At 66.7% G+C, this 24251-nt stretch carries 21 protein-coding genes; 9 read left to right on the top strand and 12 right to left on the bottom strand.

Translation table 11 applies throughout. The annotated features are described in order from the left end of the window. Positions 1-74: 74 nt before the first annotated feature. Both ACFXNW_RS22330 and ACFXNW_RS22325 read right to left on the bottom strand, forming a co-directional pair. Positions 75-809 (bottom strand): flavodoxin family protein, encoded by a 735-nt coding sequence (locus ACFXNW_RS22330; RefSeq protein WP_379419662.1) that lies wholly within the window; start codon positions 807-809, stop codon positions 75-77. 713 nt (positions 810-1522) lie between these two features. Next, positions 1523-2101: a TetR/AcrR family transcriptional regulator gene (locus ACFXNW_RS22325; RefSeq protein ID WP_379419661.1), complete on the bottom strand. Its 579-nt coding sequence runs from the start codon at positions 2099-2101 to the stop codon at positions 1523-1525. A 95-nt stretch (positions 2102-2196) separates the two neighbouring features. Between ACFXNW_RS22325 and ACFXNW_RS22320 the strand changes: the two genes are divergently transcribed. Further along, the gene (locus ACFXNW_RS22320; RefSeq protein ID WP_379419660.1) at positions 2197-3444 is read left to right on the top strand and encodes an MFS transporter; all 1248 of its coding nucleotides are present in this window, start codon (positions 2197-2199) and stop codon (positions 3442-3444) included. A 56-nt stretch (positions 3445-3500) separates the two neighbouring features. Further along, positions 3501-3890 carry a nuclear transport factor 2 family protein gene (locus tag ACFXNW_RS22315; RefSeq protein ID WP_379419659.1) on the top strand — a complete coding sequence of 130 codons (390 nt, stop codon included), beginning with the start codon at positions 3501-3503 and terminating at the stop codon, positions 3888-3890. Positions 3891-3989: 99 nt separating this feature from the next. On the opposite strand, the gene ACFXNW_RS22310 is transcribed toward ACFXNW_RS22315, so the two are convergent. Continuing rightward, positions 3990-5312: an FtsX-like permease family protein gene (locus ACFXNW_RS22310; RefSeq protein WP_379419658.1), complete on the bottom strand. Its 1323-nt coding sequence runs from the start codon at positions 5310-5312 to the stop codon at positions 3990-3992. After that, on the bottom strand, positions 5309-6082 hold the full coding sequence (locus ACFXNW_RS22305; RefSeq protein ID WP_379419657.1) for an ABC transporter ATP-binding protein: 774 nt from the start codon (positions 6080-6082) through the stop codon (positions 5309-5311). Before ACFXNW_RS22305 ends, ACFXNW_RS22310 begins: the two co-directional genes overlap by 4 nt. 74 nt (positions 6083-6156) lie before the next feature. On the opposite strand from ACFXNW_RS22305, the gene ACFXNW_RS22300 reads away from it, so the two are divergent. Next, entirely contained in the window at positions 6157-6714 is a 558-nt protein-coding gene (locus ACFXNW_RS22300) for a TetR/AcrR family transcriptional regulator (RefSeq protein WP_379419656.1), read from the top strand. A gap of 40 nt (positions 6715-6754) precedes the next feature. Here ACFXNW_RS22300 and ACFXNW_RS22295 read toward each other — a convergent pair whose 3' ends face one another. The 5 genes from ACFXNW_RS22295 to ACFXNW_RS22275 all read right to left on the bottom strand — a co-directional run bounded on the left by ACFXNW_RS22295 (position 6755) and on the right by ACFXNW_RS22275 (position 11474). Next, entirely contained in the window at positions 6755-7171 is a 417-nt protein-coding gene (locus tag ACFXNW_RS22295; RefSeq protein ID WP_379419655.1) for a hypothetical protein, read from the bottom strand. 114 nt (positions 7172-7285) lie between these two features. Beyond that, positions 7286-7849, bottom strand: a complete 564-nt coding sequence (locus ACFXNW_RS22290) for an LGFP repeat-containing protein (RefSeq protein WP_379419654.1) — start codon at positions 7847-7849, stop codon at positions 7286-7288. A 140-nt stretch (positions 7850-7989) separates the two neighbouring features. Then, entirely contained in the window at positions 7990-8205 is a 216-nt protein-coding gene (locus tag ACFXNW_RS22285) for a dodecin (RefSeq protein WP_379419653.1), read from the bottom strand. A 58-nt stretch (positions 8206-8263) separates the two neighbouring features. Beyond that, complete coding sequence (locus ACFXNW_RS22280; RefSeq protein ID WP_379419652.1) at positions 8264-10057, bottom strand: FAD-dependent oxidoreductase; 1794 nt, start codon at positions 10055-10057, stop codon at positions 8264-8266. Next, a complete protein-coding gene (locus tag ACFXNW_RS22275) occupies positions 10050-11474 on the bottom strand; it encodes an NAD(P)/FAD-dependent oxidoreductase (protein WP_379419651.1) in 1425 nt (474 codons plus the stop codon). Before ACFXNW_RS22275 ends, ACFXNW_RS22280 begins: the two co-directional genes overlap by 8 nt. Positions 11475-11538: 64 nt before the next feature. Between ACFXNW_RS22275 and ACFXNW_RS22270 the strand changes: the two genes are divergently transcribed. The 6 genes from ACFXNW_RS22270 (at position 11539) to narI (ending at position 19929) form a co-directional block, all read left to right on the top strand. Continuing rightward, entirely contained in the window at positions 11539-12309 is a 771-nt protein-coding gene (locus ACFXNW_RS22270; protein ID WP_379419650.1) for a TetR/AcrR family transcriptional regulator, read from the top strand. Positions 12310-12420: 111 nt separating this feature from the next. Further along, positions 12421-12711: a hypothetical protein gene (locus tag ACFXNW_RS22265; protein ID WP_175583219.1), complete on the top strand. Its 291-nt coding sequence runs from the start codon at positions 12421-12423 to the stop codon at positions 12709-12711. Positions 12712-13173: 462 nt separating this feature from the next. Beyond that, on the top strand, positions 13174-16857 hold the full coding sequence (locus ACFXNW_RS22260; RefSeq protein ID WP_379419649.1) for a nitrate reductase subunit alpha: 3684 nt from the start codon (positions 13174-13176) through the stop codon (positions 16855-16857). Then, positions 16857-18530 (top strand): nitrate reductase subunit beta, encoded by a 1674-nt coding sequence (narH, locus tag ACFXNW_RS22255; protein ID WP_379419648.1) that lies wholly within the window; start codon positions 16857-16859, stop codon positions 18528-18530. The genes ACFXNW_RS22260 and narH overlap by 1 nt, the downstream gene beginning before the upstream one ends. Next, complete coding sequence (gene narJ, locus ACFXNW_RS22250; RefSeq protein WP_379419647.1) at positions 18527-19195, top strand: nitrate reductase molybdenum cofactor assembly chaperone; 669 nt, start codon at positions 18527-18529, stop codon at positions 19193-19195. Before narH ends, narJ begins: the two co-directional genes overlap by 4 nt. Positions 19196-19197: 2 nt before the next feature. Next, entirely contained in the window at positions 19198-19929 is a 732-nt protein-coding gene (gene narI, locus ACFXNW_RS22245) for a respiratory nitrate reductase subunit gamma (protein ID WP_379419646.1), read from the top strand. A 47-nt stretch (positions 19930-19976) separates the two neighbouring features. On the opposite strand, the gene ACFXNW_RS22240 is transcribed toward narI, so the two are convergent. From ACFXNW_RS22240 to ACFXNW_RS22230, 3 genes are read right to left on the bottom strand one after another with little or no spacing between them, the layout of a single operon-like run. Next, on the bottom strand, positions 19977-22673 hold the full coding sequence (locus tag ACFXNW_RS22240; RefSeq protein WP_379419645.1) for a fumarate reductase/succinate dehydrogenase flavoprotein subunit: 2697 nt from the start codon (positions 22671-22673) through the stop codon (positions 19977-19979). Further along, positions 22670-23407 carry an ABC transporter ATP-binding protein gene (locus ACFXNW_RS22235; RefSeq protein ID WP_379419644.1) on the bottom strand — a complete coding sequence of 246 codons (738 nt, stop codon included), beginning with the start codon at positions 23405-23407 and terminating at the stop codon, positions 22670-22672. Before ACFXNW_RS22235 ends, ACFXNW_RS22240 begins: the two co-directional genes overlap by 4 nt. After that, positions 23404-24228, bottom strand: coding sequence for an ABC transporter permease (locus ACFXNW_RS22230; protein ID WP_379419771.1), 825 nt, complete (start codon positions 24226-24228; stop codon positions 23404-23406). Before ACFXNW_RS22230 ends, ACFXNW_RS22235 begins: the two co-directional genes overlap by 4 nt. Between the last annotated feature and the right edge of the window lie 23 nt (positions 24229-24251).

The following is a 24251-nucleotide window of genomic DNA, read 5'->3' as shown; positions in this document are numbered from 1 at the left end:
CATGGCCACAACCGATTGGTCGAGCACTCTCGGTGCGGTCAGGCAATGACGATCTGGGTGTGCCGTGTCGAATGTTATCGGTGTTCGGGATTGGCGAACTCGGGTCGGCAGCCTGCGTCCCATTCGCTGCGCCGGTTGCCCTCGGCCGGGATGCCTCCGGCGTCCCGAAGCATCGCGGCCAGGTGCAGCAGGTTGTAGGTCATGAAGGTCAGGTTGCGGTTGGTGAAGTCGTTGGCCGGTCCACCCGAGTCGGGATCCAGGTAGGAGGGGCCCGGGCCCGCCTCGCCGATCCAGCCTGCGTCGGCTTGCGGCGGGATGGTGTAGCCGAGGTGCTGCATGCTGTAGAGCAGGTTCATCGCACAGTGCTTGATGCCGTCTTCGTTTCCCGTGATCAGGCATCCGCCGACGCGGCCGTAGTAGGCGTACTGCCCGGCGTCGTTGAGCAGGCTCGAACAGCCGTACAGGCGTTCGATCACCCGTTTCATCACCGAACTGTTGTCGCCGAGCCAGATCGGGCCGCACAGCACCAGGATGTGCGCCGACAAGACCTTGTCGAACAGCTCCGGCCACGCATCATGCGCCCAGCCGTGCTCGGTCATATCCGGCCACACACCGGTGGCGATGTCGTGATCGACGGCGCGAACCACGCCGACGTCTACGCCGTGCTGCCGCATGATGCCTGCCGAACGGTCGATCAGCCCACCGGTATTGCTGACTTCAGGCGACAGTTTGAGTGTTGCGTTGATGAACAACGCCTTCAGTCCCTCGAACTGGCCGGGCACCTCGCTCTGTGCTGCTGGTTGATCCACGCTCAGCTCCTTACTTCGCACCGACCGACGACCGAACTACCCGCGCGGCAACCGGGCTTCGCATTCGTCGAACGGCACACCAGACCGGACGCAGTCGTCGAGACCGCTCTGGACGTCGCCCGAGGTGGGCGGTTCACCGCAGAGCAGGCCGCAGCGTCGATAACCTGGTACGTCAGATCCATCGGGGAAGTGGCAACCGTTGTCGTCGCACGTGTAGCCGCGCGTATTCGGGTCTTTGGGTATCGGGCCTCGTGAGAGCGACCAAACGAAAGCGTCGGTGCGAGCTACTTGGGTGCAGTAGACGGTTCTTCCGTCTGCGAGGTGGCCGACTGCGCCGTGGTCGTCGCAGTAGTCGTTCAAATTGACGAGCGGGCCCGTCGTCGGAGCGGCAGAACCGGTGTCGATGCCCGGAACGGCCGTTGCGGGCCATGCAGTTGCCGTGATGAGCGCAGCGGCCCAGATGATTGCGACGACGATTCGAGAAATGATGAATCGGCCGGGCGGTTTCGCACGCATCGAGAAGGCCCCGTTCTCTGAGTCCCGACCCGATTCCTCTGCTGACTCTAACTCTCGTAGCTCATCCGTGGGGACAGTTTCCGCTGGTCGGCGAATTCGATGGGGTGCAAGGCGGCCGTGATCGGGGTGGGGCCGGCCCGATCACGGCTGACGGGAGTTGGGCCCGGCCTTGAAGTCCGGATCTCGCCACGCCAGGCCTACTTGTCGGAGGCGGACCTGCCGGCCAGTGCGCGAACGGCGGAGGAGACGGCTCCGCGGAGCCGATCCGGCGTGTAGTCGGGACCGAGAATCATGCGGCGCAGCTGCGGCATTGCGAGGCTCCATCCGACGAGTCCAAGGGTGAAGAACATGAGGGCACGCGGATCGTCGTCGCGTGCTCCTGTTGCAGCTTCGGCGGCGTTGATTTTGTCGAGGTAGTGCTGGGTACGTGCCTGCTCGTCCGGAACCGGATCGTCGCCCATTTCGAGCGCCTCCCACAGCAGTAGCCGCAGGGCTTCGGGATGGGCGTGGTGGTAGTCGAACAGGGCTGCGGCGTAGGCGCCCAGGTCGGTATCGTCGCCGGGTGGCACTGCTGCGGCCAAGTCGGTCATCAGCCGTTCCAGCACAGCCGCGAACAGCGCCTTCTTGTCACCGAAGTAGTCGTAGATGGCTCGCTTGTTGGCTTTGGCCGCGGCCGAGATGCGATCCACACGGGCTCCGGCAACACCATGCGCGGCGAATTCCTCCGCCGCCGCGGTGAGGATCCGTTCCTTGGTTGCCGCTGAGTCGTACGCCATGGCCTCGAGTGTAACGAACCAGTTCGTTTGACAGCGTCGAGCACAGGCTCCTAGCATTCGAACTAACTAGTTCGATCGCTTATGGAGAAATGGTGATGACCACTACCGAAGATCAGCAACCCGCCCCACCCTCCGCTGTTGCCGGTTTGTCCGTGCGCCCGTTGTTGTTCGCGGTGATGGCGATCTGCAGCGGAGTGACCGTGGCAAACGTGTATCTGGCGCAACCGCTATTGACGTTGTTCGCCCGAGGTTTGGGTGTCGCGCCGTCGGCGACCGGTGTGGTGGTGACATGCGCGCAGTTCGGGTACGCAGCGGGGATCTTGTTTCTGGTGCCGTTGGGCGATGTCCGCCGCCGGCGGCCGTTGCTGATCGTCATGCTGGCCGCGACCGTGATCGCGCTGCTGCTCGCTGCGGCCGCGCCTGGCCTGTCACTGCTGGCGGCAGCTGCGGCGCTGGTGGGCGGATTCACTGTCGTCCCGCAGGTGTTGGTGCCGCTGGCCGCGGAGCTGGCCTCGCCGCAGCGGCAAGCCTCGGTCGTCGCCTGGGTCCAGATCGGGCTGATGACCGGCATCGTCGGTTCTCGCGTAATCGGCGGCGCGGTAGGCGAGGCGTTCGGTTGGCGGGCGGTCTACGTGCTGGCCGCTGTGCTGACCGGCGCGTCCGGGCTGCTGACAGTTGCCCTGGTTCCGCGTGAGCCCGCCCGCGCGGCCACGATCGGCTACGGCCGCCTGCTCGCCTCCCTGCCACGACTGATGCGGGCCGAACCGGCTCTGCGCCACTCGTGCCTACTGCACGCGAGCCTGTTCGGCGCCTACAACGCCACCTGGACCTCGCTGGTGTTGGTCCTCACCCACGAGCCCTATCACTTCAGCACCGCCACCGCGGGACTATTCGGGGCACTAGGGCTGGCAGGCGCGGTCGCCGCGCCGTGGGCCGGGCGGTTCATCGACCGGCGCGGCGCTTTGCCGATCATCACCGCGGCGCTGGCGCTGACGCTGCTCTCTGCCGCGGCGTACGCACTCGGTCGCACCGCGCTGGCCTTCATGATCGTGGCGATCGTCTCGGTCAATATCGCAGTGCAGTGGAGTCAGATCGCCAACCAGGCCCGCATTTTCGTCTACCTGCCTGAGGCGCGCAGCCGCGCCAACACCGTCTACATGGTCGCAGTCTTCCTCAGCGGCGCGATCTGCGCCGCCGTGGCGGGAGTCAGCTACGCGGCCTTCGGCTGGCCCGGTGTCTGCGCCCTGCAGGCTGCGCTCGCCATCGCCGGACTGGCGGTGCTGCCCTTCGCCCGCCGCCACGACTGCAGGAACCGCAGGAACGGCACCACGGTATCCCCCTGAGCCCCAATGACTTCCCTGAGCCCTCTGTTCACACAACCACTTCAAGGAGATCACCGATGACCATGCCCGCGATGCCCGCTGCCGTGATGCAGTTCTTCACCGCCTCGCAGTCCGGCGATGCCGACGCCTGGGCCGATACGTTCGCCACGGACGGCATCTTCCACGATCCGGTCGGTGAACCGCCGATCGTCGGCCGTCCCGCCATCCGCGAGTTCATCGCCTCGGTCCTACCGAACTTCAATCCCTTCTTGGGCCTCACCCCCCGCGATGCGTACACCGTCGGAAACTCGGTCGCAGTGTCCTGGACCGGCGCGGCTGTCACCGGCACGGGCATTCCGGTGAACTGGTCCGGCATCAATGTCTACGACCTCGACGACAACGGCCTCATCCGGGAAGCTCGCGCCTACTTCAACCGGGCCATCTTCCAAGCCCAACTCGACCGATAACCCGACCATCGCGAGCCCAAGGTCCGGTCGGCGGGCCAGCGCCTGCTGTCGAGGGATCGCGCACCAGAGGCATCCCTCGGGTTATGTCAGAAACCCCGATCATGCTGTGGCTGTGTTGATTACGCGGCGGCCGGCTAGTGCGGTCACGCTGAGGGTGATGATCGCGCCGGCCATGACGGAGAGGAGGTAGGGGAGCGGGGCCAGGGCGGCGAGTGGGTTGCCGGTTTTGGTGATCGCGAAGGGCGCGGTGCTTGCGAATGCGCCGAGGCCGCCTGCGACGGCGCTGACGGTGACGGCTGCGGTGGCTTCGCCGATGAGCATGCGTCGCGACTGTGTGGCTGTGGCTCCGATGAGGTGCATGGAGGCGAACTCGGTGCGGCGGCGGGCGATGGAGGCGACGAGGTTGTTGGACAGCGCGATTGCCATGAACGCGGCGATGAGGACCACCACGAGATAATTGATAGCCGCCAGTAGTTGTCCGTCGCCGCCCTCGGCGCCGTACTGGTTCTCGATGCCCTGCATGGAGAGCGTGCCCGCGGCGACGCCGATGAACAGGGTCAGAAAGGTGACCGCAGGGCGCACTCGCTCCGGGGCAGCGGCAAGGTTGAGTGCCGTCAGATGCCCGGCCGGGCCCGCGCGCAGGGCGGGGATCTTCCCGAAGACGAACTCGGCCACGGTGATCAGTTCCGGCGCCAGGAGGCTCAGCCCGACCGCGACGAGCACGCATCCGGGGCCGGTGAGCGCGGTGGTCAAGATATCGTCTGGATCGATGGCGATTACGGGGAACGAGGAAGCGAGCCCTGCGACCAGCAGTGAGATCGCTGCGATCGGGCGGGCACGTGCTGTGCGGCCGTGCACTCGCGTTGGGCTCGGGTCGTCGACCGGGCTGCGGGAGGCGATGGCGCGACTGCCGATCCATGCGGCGGCGATACTGGCGCCGAGCATCAGCGCCGCCCCGATCAGTGGAAGCGCCGCGCCGGGGAAATAGCCGGTCGCGTCGTCGATGAGGCCGGTGCCGCGGATACCTGCGAGCAGGCCGGCGCCGAGCAGCTGGCCGCCGCCGAGGCCTGGGACGGCGGCGACGGCAGCCACCGCAGCGGTCTCGGCGACCACCATCCGGCGCACCTGTGACGGGGTCGCGCCGACGAGGCGGATACCCGCGATCTCGCCTGCCCGGCCCTGAAGCGCCACGCCGATCGTGGAGACCATGGCGAACACGACGATCGCCAGCACCCAGCCACCCAGGATCAGGGGAAACTGCACGAGAAAGTCGCGGTCGCCGACGGCGGTATCCGACGAGAGACCCGTGCCCAGCAACCCGGCCATGGCGGTGACCAGCGCTGTCCCGACCATGGCCACGAGACCGGTGGTGACCGCGGCGGCTCGGTGGTGCGCGAACGAACGCAGTGCGAGGCGGATCATCGCGACCTCACATTCGAGGCCCGCTCGGCGGATTCGACAAGCACGGCCATACGGTTGGCGACCTCCCGGGCGGTGGGCCGCGCGACGCGGTCGACCAGGCGGCCGTCGGCGAGGAAGAGAACCTCGTCCGAGTATGAGGCGGCGACCGGGTCGTGGGTGACCATGATGATCGTCTGCCCCTGGTCGGCCAGACCCCGCATGAGCGTGAGAACCTCACGCGCACTGCGGATGTCGAGCGCTCCGGTGGGCTCGTCGGCGAAGACCACGTCGGGGTTCGTGATCAGCGCCCGTGCGATCGCGACGCGCTGTCGCTGGCCGCCGGAGAGCTGGTCGGGGCGGTGTCCGGCTCGCTCATCGAGGCCTACCCGGGCGAGGAGCATTCGGGTCCGGTTGCGGTCGGGTCGATGTCCGTCCAGGCGGATCGGCAGTTCGACATTGTCGATGGTGGAGAGTGCCGGCAGCAGGTTGAAGGACTGGAAAACGAACCCGATCCGGCGGCGGCGCAGCTTCGCCAGCTGGGTTTGGTCCAGTGCGTCCAGCGGCTGCCCGTCGAAGGCGATACGGCCCGAGGTCGGCACCTGGAGCCCGGCGGCACAGTGCAGCAGGGTCGTTTTTCCGGAGCCCGACGGGCCCATGATCGCTGTGAACGAACCCGGGGCGATATCGAGGTCGACGCCTCGCAGGGCATAGACGGATCCGCTTTCCCCTGGGTACTCGCAGCGCAGTCCGCGCAGCCGCAGTACCGGCGGTGTCGAAGTTGTGGTGTGCATGGCGTCCCTTCCAGGCGTAAACAATCGTTGTAAACATTCGTCATAAACGAACGTTTATCCAATACTATAGACGCATGGGCAACCGAGACAAGCTCCTCCAGGCAGCGCGCGACTGCCTACTCTCGCTGGGGTACGCCAACACGACCGTGCGCGAGCTGGTCAAGGCTTCCGGGGCCAACCAGGCGTCGATCAACTACCACTTCGGATCCAAGGAACGCCTGCTCACCGACACGCTGCACGACCTCAACCGCGAATGGGGCGACATTCTCTTCGCCGCCATCGGCGGTGACGACCCGCCCGGCCCGGCGGGCAACGAGGCGCGGTGGGACCGGATCGTCACCTCGATCCGCAACAACCGCGCGCTCTGGTACGTGAATTTCGAGTCCGTGTCGGCGGCCCGCGACGACGAAGAGATCCAGGCGATGATCGCCAGCGGCCAGCGCACTGCCCGCCGCAGCCTCGCCCACGCCTTCGGCGGACTCGACCCCGATACCGCCGACCCGGAAACAGTCGAGGCCGTCGGCTCCCACTACTTCGCACTACTCGTCGGCGTGGCGAGCCAGTGGCTCGCAGACCCCGACAACGCCCCGGACGCCGCCCGAATCGTCGCAGCCGACACCCGCACCCGTTGACCGCTTCACGTCCTGTGGGTGGGCTGCGCGTCCGTCGGCGCTACGGCGCGGTTCGCTGGAAGTCGAAGGAGCCCGGTTTGTGTGGGGCGTTGGTGGTGAGGGTGCCGGTGATGTGGCCGGGGCCCGGGTCGAACTGGATTTGGGTGCCGCCGGTTCCGTAGATCTGCTGTCGGACGGTTCCGGTGGCGCCGGTGTCGAGGTTGTGCCAGTTCACTGCGACTTCGACCGAGCAGGGGGCGATGCCGTGCAGGGCGCTGATCAGGCCGAAGTAGGGGGTGTTGGGGCCGTAGATCAGTTCGAAGTCGATGTGGCCGACGCAGAAACCGTTGCTCGACAGTGTTATTGCGTCGTTGAGTGGATTGCTGTCTGCGATCGCGACGGGCGCGACGGCGAGCAGGGGGACCGCGACGGCGGCGGCTGCGATGAGGGATCGGGTGGTTCTTCTGCCCAGTTGCATTGGTGCCTCTTCCGTCTCGGTTGGGTGCGGAACACACGCGAGGTCACGCGGCAGGTGTCGTTCGGCCGCCGACCTCGGGTGGTGGCGGGCCGGGCTCGGCCGGCCCGCCACGGGTCACGGCTGCCAGGTGATGCGCCCGCCCTGGAAGTCTTGGGCCTTGCCGCCTTCGTGGTCGTACTCGTCGCCGGTGGGGTAGCCGTAGCGGCCGTTCTCGGCGCCCGCGGCGAGCCAGGTGTCGCGGATGGATCCCCAGATGATGTGGGCGCCGGTGGTGGACGACCAGTAGATGTCGCCGCCGTTGAAACGGTTGTTGCGGCCGTTGTTCTTGGAGATGGCTTCGTCGGTGATGGGGAAGCCGAGGGGGCTGTTTTCCCAGCCCGCGGCTCCCCATTTGTCGCGGATGGCGCCGCCGATCTGGTGGGCGGAGGTGCCGAGGGACCAGTAGATGGAGTTATTGCGCTCGAAGGCTTGGAAGCGGCCGCCGTTGGCGTCGAGTTCGGGGGTGATGGGGTTGCCGAAGGTATTGAAGCCGCCGGCCTGGTCGTATTTGACCTCGATGGCGCCGCCGACGTCGAACGGGCCGATGGGGCGGGCGCTCGCGGTGGTGGCGAAGGCGGTGGTGAGAGCCAGGCCGGTGGCGGCGAGGGCGGTGGCGGTGGTGAGGCGACGGCGTGCCAAATGATCCTCCTGGGTCAGGTGGTGCGCGGTGGGTGGTAGACGTCAGGCATCCCCGAATGCTCCTCAGCCCTATCGGCTGATCCACGATCACCGTTAGCGTGGCCCTCGTCTCGCTACGACGGGCAGGCACGCCACGGGGCTCAGCCCGCCGGATCGATCCGGAACCCGATCTTGACCGTGACCTGGGTGTGCGCGATGGCGCCGTCGACGATGTGGCCGCGCACATTCACCATCTCGAACCATTCGAGATTGCGCACGGTCTCGCCCGCTCGTGCGACCGCATTGGCTATGGCGGGGTCGACGCCGTCCGGAGAGGAACCGACCACCTCGATAACGCGATAGACGTGATCACTCATGCGATGAGTGTGTCAGCCATCACATCATCGCGGGGCGGGTTGCGCTGATCGACATCGCCTAGATATCGAGCACGTGTGGCAATCCGGCCCTGAAACGATCAGCGTCGAGCTGCTTGGCCGCCTCGAAGATCGGCAGGCTGACCAGCGGATGGATCGTCGCGCGAGGCGAAGGATCGCCGGCAGCATCGAGGATGGCGTTGGCCGCCGAACGACCGGCTTCGTTGGCGCCTTCCATGGTGGCGAGGTCGATATGGGTGCGGACGTGGTCGCCACCGAAGAAGAGGTTGGGGATGGCGCAGTGGGCGTCGGGACGGTTGGCATAGGAGCCGACGGTGTTCACCAGCAGCGGGGTCTCGTTGTAGGTGCTGCCGCCGGACCAGCTGATACCTGGGTCCAGGTGCCAGGAGTGGATGTCGTCGGCGCGCAGCCAGCCGGTGCCGGTATTGAGCCATTGCTCGAGCTGGGCCCACACTTCGGCGGCGATCTCGTCCTTCGAGCACTGCTTGGCGGTCTTGCCGTACAGGACACCGGGGGTGTCCCAATCGGAGACATCGACCGACAGGCATTCGACCGCGCGGCCGTCGCCGTAGCGTTGGGCGAAATCGCCGACCCACATCGGCGCCTGCCGCAACGCGGTGATGGCCCACGGCGAACCGAGCGCGGCGATGTGTCCCTCGGGGATGTCGGAGGGCCGGGTCAGGTAGTACTGGATGCCGACCATCCAGTCGGTGACCAGCTCGGCCATCCCACCCAGCCGTGGATCAGCGGCCAGGATCGCCGGGCTCAGCAGTGGCACCGTCCGCTCCACCGGCATCGCGCAGACGTACCAATCCGCTTCGACCGTCGACGCGGCACCACCGGAATCGACGACTGTCGCACCAGCGATGACGCCATTGCGCAGATCGAGCGCGGTCGCCCGCTGATCCATGACGAATCGCACACCGCGCCCGCGCAGATACGCGACCCACGGATCGATCCACGCCTCGTTGGTCGGCCGGTTGAGAATGCGGTCGATCCCTGCCGAATACTGCGGAATCAACCCGGTGCCAGCCAGGACCAGCGCCTCACCGATGGTGCCGATGGTCCGCGCGGAACTCATATGCGGTTTCGCGGCCACGGTGATGCGGGTCAGCGCCGACACCAGGTAGTCGCGGTAGGCCTGCGATTTTCCATCCGCGCGCAGGATCTGCTCCCACGTCAGGTACTCCCACTGCCCGAATCGTCGTTCGTTCGAAGAGGTGAACCACATCATCATCTGCTTGGTGAAGAACGCCAGCTCGGCGGGCGGCAGCTCGGGGATGAACCCGAGGCCCGTCATGATCGTGTTCTGCACCAGTTCGGGAGTGAGCTGCCCGAGTGCGGCGGGCTCGACCGGCAGGAACACCGGTGCCCTGCCGCGGAATCCGGCGACCGTCCCTTCGACACGGACGAGATTGCCCGCTACTCCATCGGGATTGCCGGGAAAAGGGATGCGCCGCATGGTATCCGGCAGATTCTGGTAGCAGCCGGGGAAGAACCGGAATCCGTGCTCGCCGGGCAGATTCAGACGGCCGCCGGCCGTGGTACCCGGGACGCCGAGGCTGCGTGCCTTACCGCCGAGATACGCCGGTTCGTACACGGTCACCGCATAGCCGCGTTCGATCAGTTCGTGCGCGGCCGACAAACCGGCCACCCCGCCACCGAGAATCGCAACCGCCCGGTTACCGCGGGCGCCGGGGGAACGACGGACGGGCGCGGCCGCAGAGGTTGCGGCGGTGCTGCCCAGTGTCAGGGCCGCTCCCGCGACGACGGCGCCGCGCAGCACATCGCGACGGGTCCAGGAGTCGGCCGTATTCGATTGCGGTTCAGACATGTTCGTCTCCAGCGCGGAAGGGGTGATCGATGAGTGTCGGCGAGTTCGGGAGGATGAGCGGACGGCTGCTGGTGGAGCGCAATACGGTTCGGGCCTCATGCCAGTCAGCGGCCGCGTCACGCAGTTCTCGGGTGACATCGGCGAGGACCGCACCCGCCGCGGCCGGGCTGTGCCGGACTGCATTGGCGGCCAGGCCGACCGCGCGGCGCGGGGTGAACACGGCGCCGGGCTCGGTGGTGCGCGAGAAGATGCCGGTGACCGCGGCAGCCAGTGATCGGTCGCGGGTGGCGGTGCGATACAGCTCGATTTCCAAGGGGTGCATGTCTTCTGCCCGCGCGAGGCGGTTGGTCCACTGATAGATCGGCAGGCAATCGCGCAATCGGGTATCGGCCCAGTGGTTCAATGCGATGTCGAGCGCCTTCGGATGCTCGAGTAGCGGGGCGGCGGTCTCGGCGAGCAACCTCCCGTATCGCAGTGCGTCCCGGATTCCCTGAGCCGTGACCGGATCTTTGAAATGTCCCGCGTCCCCGGCCAATGCCCAACCAGGCCCGCTGGAGCGCCGGAAGTAGGAAGCGATACCGGTCGCCGAACGCACCCGGCCGACCCGCTCGCAGTCACGCAGCCGATCGGTGAGGCCCGGAATGCGTGCGATCGCTTCGGTGTAGCGCTGTTCGGCGCGGCCGGGGCCGAGTGCGGGGTCATCGCTGACGGGCGGTTGTACCAGCGACAGCAGGAGTCCGTCATCGCACGGAAAGGCCGTGCCGAGATCACGTCCCGCACGCCACTGGGCGGCAATGTGCCGCCACGACGAAGCGCCGTCGCGCCAGTAGGCGTAGTAGCATTCGCGCCCGCTCGGCGTCACCAGGAAGGGCTCGCTCGCGCCGCACAGCCGTGCCACCGTGCTGCGTCTGCCGTCGGCGCCGACCACCAGCGGAGCACGCACTTCGACGACGCTGTCGTTGCGGTCGCGGTAACGCACACCGGCGCACCGGCCTTGCGCCCACACCAGTTCCATCACCCGGCAGCGTTCGCGGACATCGGCTCCCACGGTGCGGGCGGCGTCGACCAGAACCGCGTCCAAACCGGTGCGACGAACGCACATCGCGTAGTCGATCCCGTCGGCCGGAGTGAACTCCGACGGCACCCGATACCCGCCGCCGGCGGCGAAGGCAGAGGTGAGGCGTGGCGCGCCGAGGCGTTCGACCTGATCGAGCACCCCGAGCGTGCGCAACTCGGCGAGCCCGCCGGGCCACAGCAGATGAGTCGACAGGGTGTCGGACGGGAAATGCGCGCTATCGAGGACCACGACCCGACGACCTGCCCCGGACATCGCTATCGCGACGGCGGAACCCGCGCAGCGCGCGCCCACCACGATGACGTCGGTGTATTCGACCGCCGTACTGGAGGAATCGGCCATTCTCGTCCTCGGTCATCGCGTCTCGGACACTATGTCCGATTGATCGTGAACCTCGGTCGCGCCGATGTCAACGGCCGATGCCGATTCGGCCCGGTATTCGCGGTTCGAGGCACAATGGCCGCATGGAGCACTCGACCCGACATCGGACCGGCCGCAGGCCGGCCGCTGCGCGGACGGGCACCGGATGCCGTCGCTGACCCGCGTCCCGCGCGGCGCCCGCAAACCGCCCGACGACCGTCGCGCCGAATTCGAACGGCGCGTCCTGGTGGCCGTCGAGGAGCTGCTCGCCGACGGAACGCCCTATACCGAGTTGGCCGTGCAGAAGATCGCCGCCGCGTCGCAATCGGCGAGATCGACCTTCTATCGGTACTTTCCGGACAAGAGCCGGTTGCTGATCCGGATGGCGGACCTGGCCACCACCGATCTGTTCGACGCCGCCGAACAGTGGTGGACCGCCGACCACACCGACGGTGTCGACGGTGTTGTGCAGGCGATCAGCAGCATGATCGCCGGCTTCCGCAAACACCGGTACCTGCTACTGGCGCTCACCGAAGTCTCGGCCTACGACCGTGACGTCGGCGCCTATTGGCGCGCCCGCGTTGCCACATTCGCCGCGATGGTCCGGGCGCGCCTCGACACCGACCGAGCGGCAGGCCGGATCAGCTCCGACATCGATCCGACGGCCACCGCCCTGGTGCTGACCTCGATGGTGGAACGGTCTATCGCAGTCGCTTTCTCGGTCGACACCGGGACGTCCGACGACGTCCTCGCCGATACCCTCGGGCGCGCTATCTGGCTCGTCGTCTACGGCGACGCGCCGCGCGCCACGCCGTGACGCGCCGATCGTTCGTGTGTCTTCCCTCGGATCGCGAAGGCGTGCTGTTCAATTGATGCCGCCAGCGTCTCCAGCATCACTCAGCATCCGAAAAGGAGCACGATCGTGAGCATGATTCTCGTTGCGCTGCACGACAGCTACGGAACCGTGGTAGCACAGATCGGTAACCCCACCCCGGAAGCGCCGCCGTTGGCGGACAAGATCATGCAGCTGACCCGGTATCTCACCTGGTTCGTTCTGCTGTCGGGCATTACCGCGATCACCTACGGCGGTGGCCGATTCGCCTGGGAGAAGTGGAGCGGCGGCGGGCTGCAGTCACCGAAGATGGTGGCGGGTGCCATGGCCGGTGGTGTGGTCGCCACCAGTGCGGGAACCATCATGAACGCCGTGATCGGCGCCTGACCGAGGTCTGTACCGTCATGCGGGTGTCCGCGCCGACGCGTGGGCGCCCGCAGACCCGATTCGACCGGTTTCGGTGCGGATGCCGTCGACTGATCCGACGGCCATTGTGGCCGAAACGTGATCTGCTTCGACTGTTTTAGCCCCGCAGAACGAGTGCCGACATGTTCTGCTGTGACGGTGACTTCAGTTCTTGCTGAAACGCACAACCCGACGCGAGCCCGTGCCGACACACCGCCGGGCCCGGCCGATCGGCCCCGAACCATCACCGCCACCGGGAAACCGGGCGGACCCTTCCCGCCGCTGAGCAGTGCGACCAGCCTCGCCGGATGCCTCTTGCCGCGCCGTCCCTCGCTACCGAAACATCACGGCCGGATACTCGCGCTCGGCGCGGTCGACCCACGCGGCCCCTGCACCTGATCGGACGTTGCGGCGAAACCGTAGAGCGGACGAGAAGGAGACCACGTGGCGTCGAGCGAACACACCGGCGGCTCCATCGAGGACCTGCTGCTGCGCAGCGGACGATTCTTCACCCCCGGTGACTTCTCGCCGGATCGCCGCACAGTCACCAGGGAAGGCGGCCGCGAAGGCGACGTCTTCTACCGCGACCGCTGGAGCCACGACAAGGTGGTGCGCTCCACCCATGGCGTCAACTGCACCGGTTCTTGCTCATGGAAGATCTACGTCAAAGACGACATCATCACCTGGGAAACCCAGGAAACCGACTATCCGTCGGTGGGCCCGGATCGCCCCGAATACGAACCACGCGGCTGCCCACGCGGCGCCGCGTTCTCCTGGTACACCTATTCGCCCACCCGGGTGCGGTATCCGTATGTGCGGGGGGTTCTGCTCGACCTCTACCGCGCGGCGAAGGCCGAACACGGCGACCCGGTGACGGCGTGGGCGGCGATCCAGTCCGATCCTGAGGTGCGCCGGCGCTACCAGCAGGTCCGGGGTAAAGGCGGGCTGGTCCGGGCGAGCTGGGATGAGGCCACCGAGATCATCGCCGCGGCCCATGTGCACACCATCAAGACCTACGGCCCGGACCGGATCGCCGGATTTTCTCCCATTCCCGCCATGTCGATGGTGTCCTTCGCAGCGGGCTCCCGCTTCGTCGAGCTGCTGGGCGGGGTGATGACTTCGTTCTACGACTGGTACGCCGACCTGCCGGTCGCCTCGCCCCAGGTGTTCGGCGATCAGACCGATGTCCCCGAATCCGGTGACTGGTGGGACGCGGCATATCTGATGATGTGGGGCTCCAATGTGCCGGTCACCCGCACACCGGACGCGCATTGGATGGCGGAGGTGCGCTACCGCGGCACCAAGGTGGTCACCGTCAGCCCCGATTACGCGGACAACACCAAGTTCGCCGACGAATGGATGCCGTGTGCGGCGGGCACCGATGGTGCGATGGCCATGGCGATGGGGCATGTGATCGCCTCGGAGTATTTCGTTCGGCGGCGCGAGCCGTTCTTCGTCGACTACGTGCGTCAGTACACGGATCTGCCGTTTCTGATCAAACTAGAAGAGCGGGACGGGCGGCTGGTGCCGGGCAAGAACCTGACCGCGGCGGACCTGGGGGAGTCGTCGGAAAACGCTGCCTTCAAACCGGTATTGCTCGACGGCGCCACCGGCACACCTGCCGTGCCACATGGATCGCTGGGCTTCCGGTTCGGCGCCGAAGGTGTCGGCAAATGGAACCTGGACCTCGGCGATCTTGCACCGGCACTGACGGTCGACAGCAGCGACGCCGATACCGCGGTCATCACGCTGCCGCGCTTCGACAGCATCGACGGCAGCGGTAGCACCATCGAGCGCGGCGTACCCGTGCAGAGCGTGGCCGGCCACCGGGTGTGCACGGTATTCGACCTGATGCTGGCCCAATACGGTGTCGCGCGGGCGGGCATGCCGGGGCAGTGGCCGACGGGCTATGACGATCCCGACTCGCCGTGCACACCCGCATGGCAGGAGTCCATTACCGGAGTTTCTGCCGCGCAGGTGATTCGGATCGCGCGCGAATTCGCCGATAACGCGATCGAATCCGGTGGCCGTTCGATGATCATCATGGGTGCGGGGATCTGTCAGTGGTTCCACGGCGACGCCACCTACCGAGCCATCTTGAGTCTGCTGTTGTTGACCGGGTCGATGGGCCGCAACGGCGGCGGCTGGGCGCATTACGTCGGGCAGGAGAAGTGCAGGCCGGTGACGGGCTGGGCGACCGTCGCGATGGGTACCGACTGGAATCGGCCACCACGCCAGATGGCGGGCACCTCCTATTGGTATGTGCACACCGACCAGTGGCGCTTTGACGGCTACCGCGCCGATGCGTTGGCCGCACCGACCGCCCGCGGCCGGTTCCGTGGCAAGCACACCATGGATGTGCTGGCGTCGGCTGCGGCAATGGGCTGGACCCCGTTCTACCCGCAGTTCGACCGTTCGACGCTGGAGTTGGCCGACGACGCACGCGCCGCAGGCATCGATCCGGTGAAGTACGTGACCGATCGACTGTCCGACGGCGAGGTGCAGTTCGCGCTCGCCGATCCCGACGCCCCGCAGAACTGGCCGCGGGTGCTGAGTGTCTGGCGGGCCAATCTGCTCGGCTCCTCCAGCAAGGGCAACGAATACTTCCTGCGGCACCTGCTGGGTACGACATCGAATGTGCAGGCCGAACAGACGGTTCCGGATCTGCGGCCCAACGATGTCGTATGGCGGGAGCAGGCTCCCGAGGGCAAGCTCGATCTGCTCATGTCGATCGACTTCCGGATGACCTCGACCACGATGCTGTCCGACGTGGTGCTGCCCGCCGCCACCTGGTACGAGAAATCCGATCTGTCCAGCACCGATATGCACCCGTACGTGCACGCCTTCACCCCGGCAATCGATCCGCCGTGGGAGGCCCGTTCGGATTTCGATGCCTTCGCCGCCATCGCCCGCCGGTTCTCCGCGATGGCCGAGAAGCATCTGGGCAAGCGTACCGATCTTGTGCTCGGCACGCTTCAGCACGATACGCCCGGTGCCATGGCCTATCCCGGTGGATCCGAAATGGATTGGCGCACTACGCGTGTGGCGCCGGTGCCGGGTGCGACGATGGGGCCGTTGGTCGCCGTCGAACGGGACTATCCCGCGATCGCGGAGAAATGGTCGGCGCTCGGCCCGCTCGTAGAATCGAAGGGTCTGACCACCAAGGGCGTCACGGTGCATCCGGATCAGGAGGTCGTCGAACTCGGCCGCAAACACGGAGTGATGAATTCCGGTGCGGCAGCCGGACGTCCGGCGCTGGATACCGCGGACAAGATGGCCGAGACGATCCTCGCGCTGTCGGGCACCTCCAATGGCAGGCTGGCCGTGGAAGGATTTCGCGAGCTGGAAAAACGCACCGGACGCAGACTCGCGCATCTGGCCGAAGGCAGTGAGGAACGGCGGATCACCTTCGCCGACACCCAGGCCCGGCCGGTGCCGGTGATCACCAGCCCGGAGTGGTCGGGCAGTGAGACCGGCGGGCGGCGGTATGCGCCGTTCACAGTGAATATCGAGGAGCTCAAACCGTTCCACACCCTCACCGGTCGCATGCATTTCTATCTGGACCACGATTGGATCGAGGAACTCGGCGAACAACTGCCGATCTACCGTCCACCGCTGGATATGGCGCTGCTGTTCGACGAACCGCGGGTGGGTCAGCCTCGTGATGGTGTCGGGATCACGGTCCGCTATCTGACTCCACACTCCAAATGGTCGATCCACTCGGAATACCAGGACAACCTGCTGATGCTGTCGTTGTCGCGCGGCGGCCCGACCATGTGGATGAGTCCCGCCGACGCCGCGAAGATCGAGGTCGCCGACAACGATTGGGTGGAGGCGGTCAACCGCAACGGCGTGCTGGTGTGCCGGGCGATCGTCTCCCATCGGATGCCCGAGGGCGTCGTCTACGTGCACCACGCCCAGGAACGGACCATCGACGTGCCGCTCACCGAAACCACCGGCAATCGCGGCGGTATCCACAATTCGCTGACTCGGCTGCTGATCAAACCGACCCATCTCGCCGGCGGCTACGCCCAGACCTCGTTCGCCTTCAACTATCTGGGCCCGACCGGCAATCAACGCGACGAGGTGACCGTGGTCCGGCGCCGCAGCCAGGAGGTGACGTACTGATGAAGGTGATGGCGCAGCTGGCGATGGTGATGAACCTCGACAAATGCATCGGCTGCCATACCTGCTCGGTGACATGCAAACAGGCGTGGACCAACCGCGCCGGCACCGAATACGTGTGGTTCAACAATGTGGAAACTCGTCCTGGACAAGGATATCCGCGCACCTACGAGGACCAGGAGCGCTGGCGCGGGGGATGGGTACGCGACCGCAAAGGGCGCCTGCGGCTGCGCGATGGCGGCAGGCTCGCGAAACTGAGCCGTATCTTCTCCAACCCGAAGATGCCCGCCATGGACGACTACTACGAGCCGTGGACCTACGACTACGAGAACCTCACCAACGCCCCGCTCGGCGACCAGATGCCTGTCGCCCCACCCCGCAGCCTGCTCACCGGCAAACGGATGAAGGTGGGATGGTCGGCGAACTGGGATGACGATCTCGGTGGTTCACCGGAGATCGTCCCAGGCGACCCGATTCTGGCGCAGGTCAGCGAGAAGATCCGGCTGGAGCTGGAACAGACCTTCATGTTCTACCTGCCACGCATCTGCGAGCACTGCCTCAACCCTGCCTGCGTCGCGTCGTGCCCGTCGGGTGCGATGTACAAACGCACCGAGGACGGCATCGTGCTGGTGGACCAGGACAAATGCCGCGGCTGGCGCATGTGTGTCTCCGGATGCCCGTACAAGAAGGTGTATTTCAACCACAAGACCGGCAAGGCCGAGAAGTGCACCTTCTGCTATCCACGCGTCGAGGTCGGCATACCCACCGTCTGCGCGGAGACCTGCGTGGGCAGGCTGCGCTACATCGGTCTGGTGCTCTACGACGTGGACAAGGTGCTCGACGCCGCCTCCGTCGCCGACGACCGTGACCTCTACGAAGCTCAACTCGACACCCTGCTCGACCCCAGCGACCCCGAGGTCGTCGCCGGCGCGCGAGCACAGGGCATCCCGGACAGCTGGATCGAGGCCGCGCGACGCTCACCGGTGCACGCACTGATCAAGAAGTACCGGGTGGCGTTGCCGTTGCATCCGGAGTACCGCACCATGCCGATGGTCTGGTACGTGCCGCCGCTGTCGCCGGTGGTGGACGCGGTGAGCCGCGACGGGCACGACGGTGAGGACGCGGGCAACCTGTTCGGCGCGCTCGATGCCCTGCGTATCCCCATCGAATACCTGGCCGGTTTGTTCACCGCTGGCGATACCGACGTGGTTGCCGGGGCGCTCCGCAAGCTGGCCGCGATGCGCTCGTACATGCGCGATATCAATCTCGGTCGCGAGCCGCAAGGTCATATTCCGGCCGCTGTCGGGATGAGTGAAGAGCAGATGTACGAGATGTACCGGCTGCTCGCCTTGGCGAAATATGAGGACAGGTACGTGATTCCATCCGCCTACGCCGAAGAAGGGCATCGGCTGGAGGAGGCGGTCAGTGAATGCGCGCTGGACTTCGAGGGCGGCCCGGGCATGTACGGCGAGGGGCCGTTCGGCGAAAGCAGCGGCGGGCCCGTCCCGGTCGCGGTGGAGACCTTCCATGCGTTGCGACAGCGGCAGACCAGCGAGTCGTTCGGGGCGACCGAGAGAAATCCGTCCAGGGTCAATCTGCTCAACTGGGACGGCAACGGTGTACCGGAGGGCATGTTCCCTGGCGGCCACAACGGGCAGGACGGTGAGAGTCGATGAAATGGGGACGCCGCCACGGCACCGAACTCGCCCAGCGCCGGCTGGTGTGGCAGTCGGCCTCGCTGTTGCTGGCCTATCCGGACGCGGCGGCGCGGGACATGCGCCTCGGCACGGTCGAAGCGTTATACGATCGGCTACCGGATGAACGCGCAGAACCGCTACGGGCGACCGTTGCACATCTGCGGCGGATCCCGGTGTCGGAGGCCGCACGGCACTACGTCGAGACCTTCGACCTACGGCGGCGGACCACCCTGCTGCTGACCTACTGGACCGACGGCGACACCCGCAACCGCGGCACCGCCATGCTCGCCTTCGCGCAGGCCTACCGTGCGGCGGGCACGACACCACCCACCGGGGAAGCGCCCGACCATCTCGCGGTCGTGCTCGAATTCGCCGCGACCGTAGACCCGGACGTGGGAGGCAGCCTGCTCGCCGCGCACCGGCACGCCATCGACGCGGTGCATACGGCATTGACCGAACGCGAATCTCCCTATGCGGCAGTGCTTGGCGCGGTCGCGGGGTCCTTGCCCGCCGCGTCCGACCAGGATGTGCGCCGCGCCCGCGAACTGGTCCTGGCGGGCCCACCCGCCGAACAGGTCGGCCTGCAACCGTTCACGCTGACGGTCCCCCCGCGCCGCGGCACTGCAGGACAGGGAGGACGCTGACCATGTCGGCCGGAGAGATCTTCTGGGATGTCATCCCCTATGTGACGCTGGCGATCCTGGCCGTGGGGACCTGGTGGCGCTACCGCTACGACAAATTCGGCTGGACCACCCGCTCTTCACAGCTGTACGAGAGCAAGCTGCTGCGGGTGGGCAGCCCGCTGTTCCATTTCGGCATTCTCGTCGTGATCGTCGGCCACATCATCGGTTTGGTGATTCCGCAATCGTGGACGGACGCGATCGGCATGAGCGAGCACGTTTACCACATCCAAGCGCTGACGCTGGGCACAGTTGCCGGAATCGCGACCCTGACCGGCGCCGCGTTGCTGGTCTACCGGCGCCGGTCCACCGGGCCGGTCTTCACCGCAACCACCTGGAACGACAAACTGATGTACGTCGTGCTGATCGCGGCGATCGTGGCCGGTCTCGCGACAACACTGATGGGGTCGGGAGTGGTCGGCGAGGAGCACAATTACCGCGAAACCGTCTCGCCGTGGTTCCGGTCGATATGGATCCTGCAACCGCGGGGCGATCTGATGGCGCAGGCGCCGCTGTCGTTCCACATCCATGTCGTCATCGCCTTGACGTTGTTCGCGCTGTGGCCGTTCACCCGCCTGGTGCACGCGTTCAGCGCTCCCGTTGCCTACCTGTTCCGGCCCTACATCGTGTACCGCAGTCGCGGGCATGCCCGTCCGGGGGAGCTGGTGGGTTCGCGGCCACAACGGCGCGGCTGGTGACCGAGCCGGGGCGCGCGGAACACAGGTTCCGGCGCCCCGGTCGTGGTTCACCCGGTGAGGGCGCGGCGGGCATAAGCGCGGACGTCGGCATCGGGGTCGTCGACCGCCTGCTTCAATGCGATCCGGGCAGAGTCGAGGCTCGTCCAGTTCGACAGTGCCAAGACGGCGGCCTTACGGACATCGAGATGTGGATCCGACAGCGCCTCTGTCAGCGGTGGCAGTGCGAACTCCGGATCCGCGCCGACCAGCCCGCGCGCCGCGCCTACGCGCACCTGCCAGGCCGAATGCCGCAGCGCGGCGGCGAGTTCGGCGGTCGTATCGGCGTCGGTACCGAGCGCGGCGAACGCTGCCAATGCCGCGGCGCGCACCAGTGGATCACGGTCGGCCGTGAGCGTGCGCATCACTTCGGTACCACCGGTACCGATCGTCGCCAAACCCTGGGCGACCGCGATACGCACCTCTCGGTTCGGGTCGGTAGCCAAGGCGGCCACACTGTCACCGTCGTCGAGGGACACCAACGCGCGCACCGCCTCGATGCGCACCCGGTGATCGCCATCGGCGAGCGCGGCGGTGAATTGCGTGGCGGTCCCGGCGCGCAGCGCACGTAGTAGATCCACCACGGTCGACCGGACGACCGGGTCGGGGGAGTCCAGCCGCTGCGCGAGCCCGTCGGCCGAGGGCACGACCTCGACCAGTTCGCGCAGGCCCTCTGTGGCCGCATTGCGCACCGAGGCGGACCCGTCGTCGAGCGCTGCGATCAATGCGGGGGTGAACCCCTCGGGGGTGTGCTCGGTGAGCACCGACAGCGCGGCCACCCGCACGACCGGGTCGGAGTCGGCGAGGTATTCGGCCAGCTCGGGAACCGATGGCGCGTCCAACCCGAGCAGCGTGACCAGGCGGGGAGACGGCGGCGCGGCCGGCTCCCGGACAGCAGTCGCGACGGTATCCGCTGCCGGTGCGCGTTGGGCGATCAGATCGGGCTGCTCGACGAACTCGATGTCGTCATCGGCCGAGGGCAGATCATCCAAACCGGGTACCGGCACCAGATACGGCGCCACCGGACGCTTCAGGAATTCCATGCCGCCGTCGGCGTTCTTGCGCAGATTCAGGTGGTAGCGCCAGCCGACATCGTCGCGTTCGGGCAGGTCGGCACGCTCGTGATAGAGCCCCCACCGCGATTCGGTGCGGGTCAGCGAGCTGCGTGCCGCCATCTCCGCGCAATCGCGGATGAACGACACTTCCACCGAACGCATGAGCTCATGCGGAGTCCGCGCACCCATCTCGGCGATGTCGCTGCGCATCCGCTCGAAGGTCTCCACCGCGATCGACAGCTTGGCGGCGGTCTTGGGCGGAGCCACATAGTCGTTGACGAAACGGCGCAGCTTGTATTCGACCTGTGGCTGCGGTGGCCCGTCGGGATGACGCAGCGGTCGGTAGATGAGCTCGTGGGCGTCGGTGAGCTGGTCCTGTGGAAGTTCCTGGGGCGCAGCGACGTCGGCCAGCGTCGACGCGGCATGCGCGCCGGCCAGATCGCCGAAGACGAAGGCGCCGATCATGTAGTTGTGTGGCACGCACGCCAGATCGCCAGCCGCATACAGGCCTGGCACGGAGGTCCTCGCGTTCTCGTCCACCCACACGCCGGAGGCCGAATGTCCACTGCACAAACCGATTTCGGAGATATGCATCTCGATATCGTGGGTGCGGTAATCGTGGCCGCGATTGGCATGGAAGGTGCCGCGGGTCGGGCGCTCGGTGGTGTGCAGGATGCCCTCGAGTGTCGAGAGCGTCTCGTCCGGCAGATGCGACACCTTCAGATAGATGGGCCCACGCGCCGATTCGATCTCACGCTTGACCTCCGACATCATCTGGCCCGACCAGTAATCGGAGTCCACGAACCGTTCGCCCTCGGCATTGACCTGATAGCCGCCGAACGGATTGGCGACATAGGCACACGCCGGACCGTTGTAATCCTTGATCAGCGGATTGATCTGGAAGCACTCGATGCCGCTGAGTTCGGCACCCGCGTGATAGGCCATCGAGTAGCCGTCGCCGGCATTGGTCGGGTTCTCGTAGGTGCCGTAGAGGTAGCCGGAGGCGGGCAGGCCGAGCCGCCCACACGGACCGGTCGCGAGGATGACCGCCTTGGCGCCCACCGCGACGAACTCACCGGTCCGGGTGTTCAACGCCGCCGCACCGACCGCGCGGCCGTTCTCGGTGAGTACTCGTACCGGCATCAACCGGTTCTCGATCCGGATCCGTTCCCGCATCTTGCGTTGGCGCAGTACTCGATACAGCGCCTTCTTGACGTCTTTGCCCTCGGGCATCGGCAGCACATACGAGCCGGAACGATGCACTCGGCGCACCGCGTACTCGCCGTATTCGTCCTTCTCGAACTTCACCCCGTAGCTCTCCAGCCGCTGCACCATGGCGAAGCCGCGGGTCGCGGTCTGATAGATGGTGCGCTGGTCGACGATGCCGTCGTTGGCGCGGGTGATCTCGGCGACGTAGTCCTCCGGTTCGGCCTTGCCCGGGATGACGGCGTTGTTCACGCCATCCATTCCCATGGCCAGTGCTCCGGAATGGCGGACATGCGCTTTCTCCAGCAGCAGCACGTTCGCGCCCTGCTCGGCGGCGGTGAGCGCGGCCATGGTCCCGGCCGTTCCGCCGCCGATGACGAGCACATCGCAGTCCAAGCGGACGGCGTCGGCGAGATCAGGTGCCGCGAGCAAGATCGGTGCGGTCACGACAGAGCCTCCACGATCTGGGCGCGTTCGGCCGGTCGGTCGACGGCCGTACGCGGGGTGGGAACATCGATGACGGCGCGCAGCGGTCGGCCTGCTCGCCCCAGGACGGCGACCCGGTCACCTAGTAGCAGTGCCTCGTCCACATCATGGGTGACGAAGACGACGGTGGTCGGGTGGGTGCGCCAGGTGTCGATCAGCAAGCGCTGCATGGTTGTTCGCGTCTGAGTGTCGAGCGCGCCGAACGGTTCATCCATCATGACCGCGCGCGGGGCACCCGCAAGGCCGCGAGCCAGCTGGACACGCTGGCGCATGCCTCCGGACAGGCTCTTGGGCAGGAAGCCGGCGAACCCGGTCAGCCCGACCTCCTCGATCCAGCGCTCTGCCGCGGCCCGGCGGCCCTCCTTCGATTCGCCGCGCAGCTTCAGGGCGAGTTCGATATTGGAGCGCACACTGCGCCACGGAAGCAGTGCGTTGTCCTGGAACACGACTGCACGGTCGCGGGAGGTCGTTGTCACCGGTTCGCCGTCGGCCAGTATCCGGCCGGAATCGGGTGCCAGCAGTCCGGCGATGGCGCGCAGGACAGTGGATTTCCCGCATCCGGACGGGCCGGTGAGTACCAGGATCTCGCCGGGACGCACGTCGAGGGTGAGGTCGCTGATCACCGGTTCACCGGTGTAGGACAGTGAGATGCCGTCCAGGCGCAGGCTCATGCCCGTGGCTACCGCCGTGGTCATCGTGAGTTCTCCTCTCCACGCGGCAGCCAGCGAGTGACGCGGCGGCCGAGCAGTTCGATCGCCGCCGACGTCGCGAATCCGAGGACGCCGATGGTGATGATCCCGACGAAAACGCCGGGGTAGTCGACGATGGTGTACGCCTGCCAGGTCCGGTAGCCGACGCCGAGGCGTCCGGAGATCATCTCCGCGGAGATCAGGCATATCCAGGCGACGCCGATACCGACCGACAGTCCGCCGAAAATGCCGGGCAGCGCACCGGGGAACACGACCCGCACCAGCACATCCCAGCGGCTGCCGCCCAGCGTGCGCACCGAGTCCTCCCAGAGTGTCGGCAGCGCACGCACCGCGTGCCGGGTGCTGACCATGATCGGGAAGTAGGCGGCCAGGGAAGTGATGAAGACGATGCCCGCCTCGTCATCGGGGAACAGCAGGATCGCGATCGGCACCACCGCGATGGCAGGAACCGGCCGGGCGAGTTCGGTGAGGGGGCCGAGGACATCGGCGAACAGCCGGGAGCGGCCGAGCGCGATACCGCTCGCGACACCGAGCACCGTAGCGATGGCGAAACCGGTGAGGATGCGGATCAGCGACTGGCCCAGATCGAGATAGTAGGCATCGGTGCCTAGCTGACTGCCGAACGCGGTGACGATCTCGGTGACCGTCGGTAGCGTGTCGAAGCGCAACCACAGGCGAACATCGTTGGCGGTCACCAGCTGCCATAGCAGAACGGCGGCGCCCACAGAAGTGAGCTTCAGCGCCCGCGAGGACCAGGCCGAACCGCTACCGGTACGCCGCTTGCGCGCCGGTGCTACGGCGACCACCGCGCTTTCGCCCGATCTGGTGC

This window comes from Nocardia sp. NPDC059180 (genome assembly GCF_042754945.1).
Taxonomy (GTDB): Bacteria; Actinomycetota; Actinomycetes; order Mycobacteriales; family Mycobacteriaceae; genus Nocardia.
This window is presented reverse-complemented; position numbering and strand designations above follow the sequence as displayed.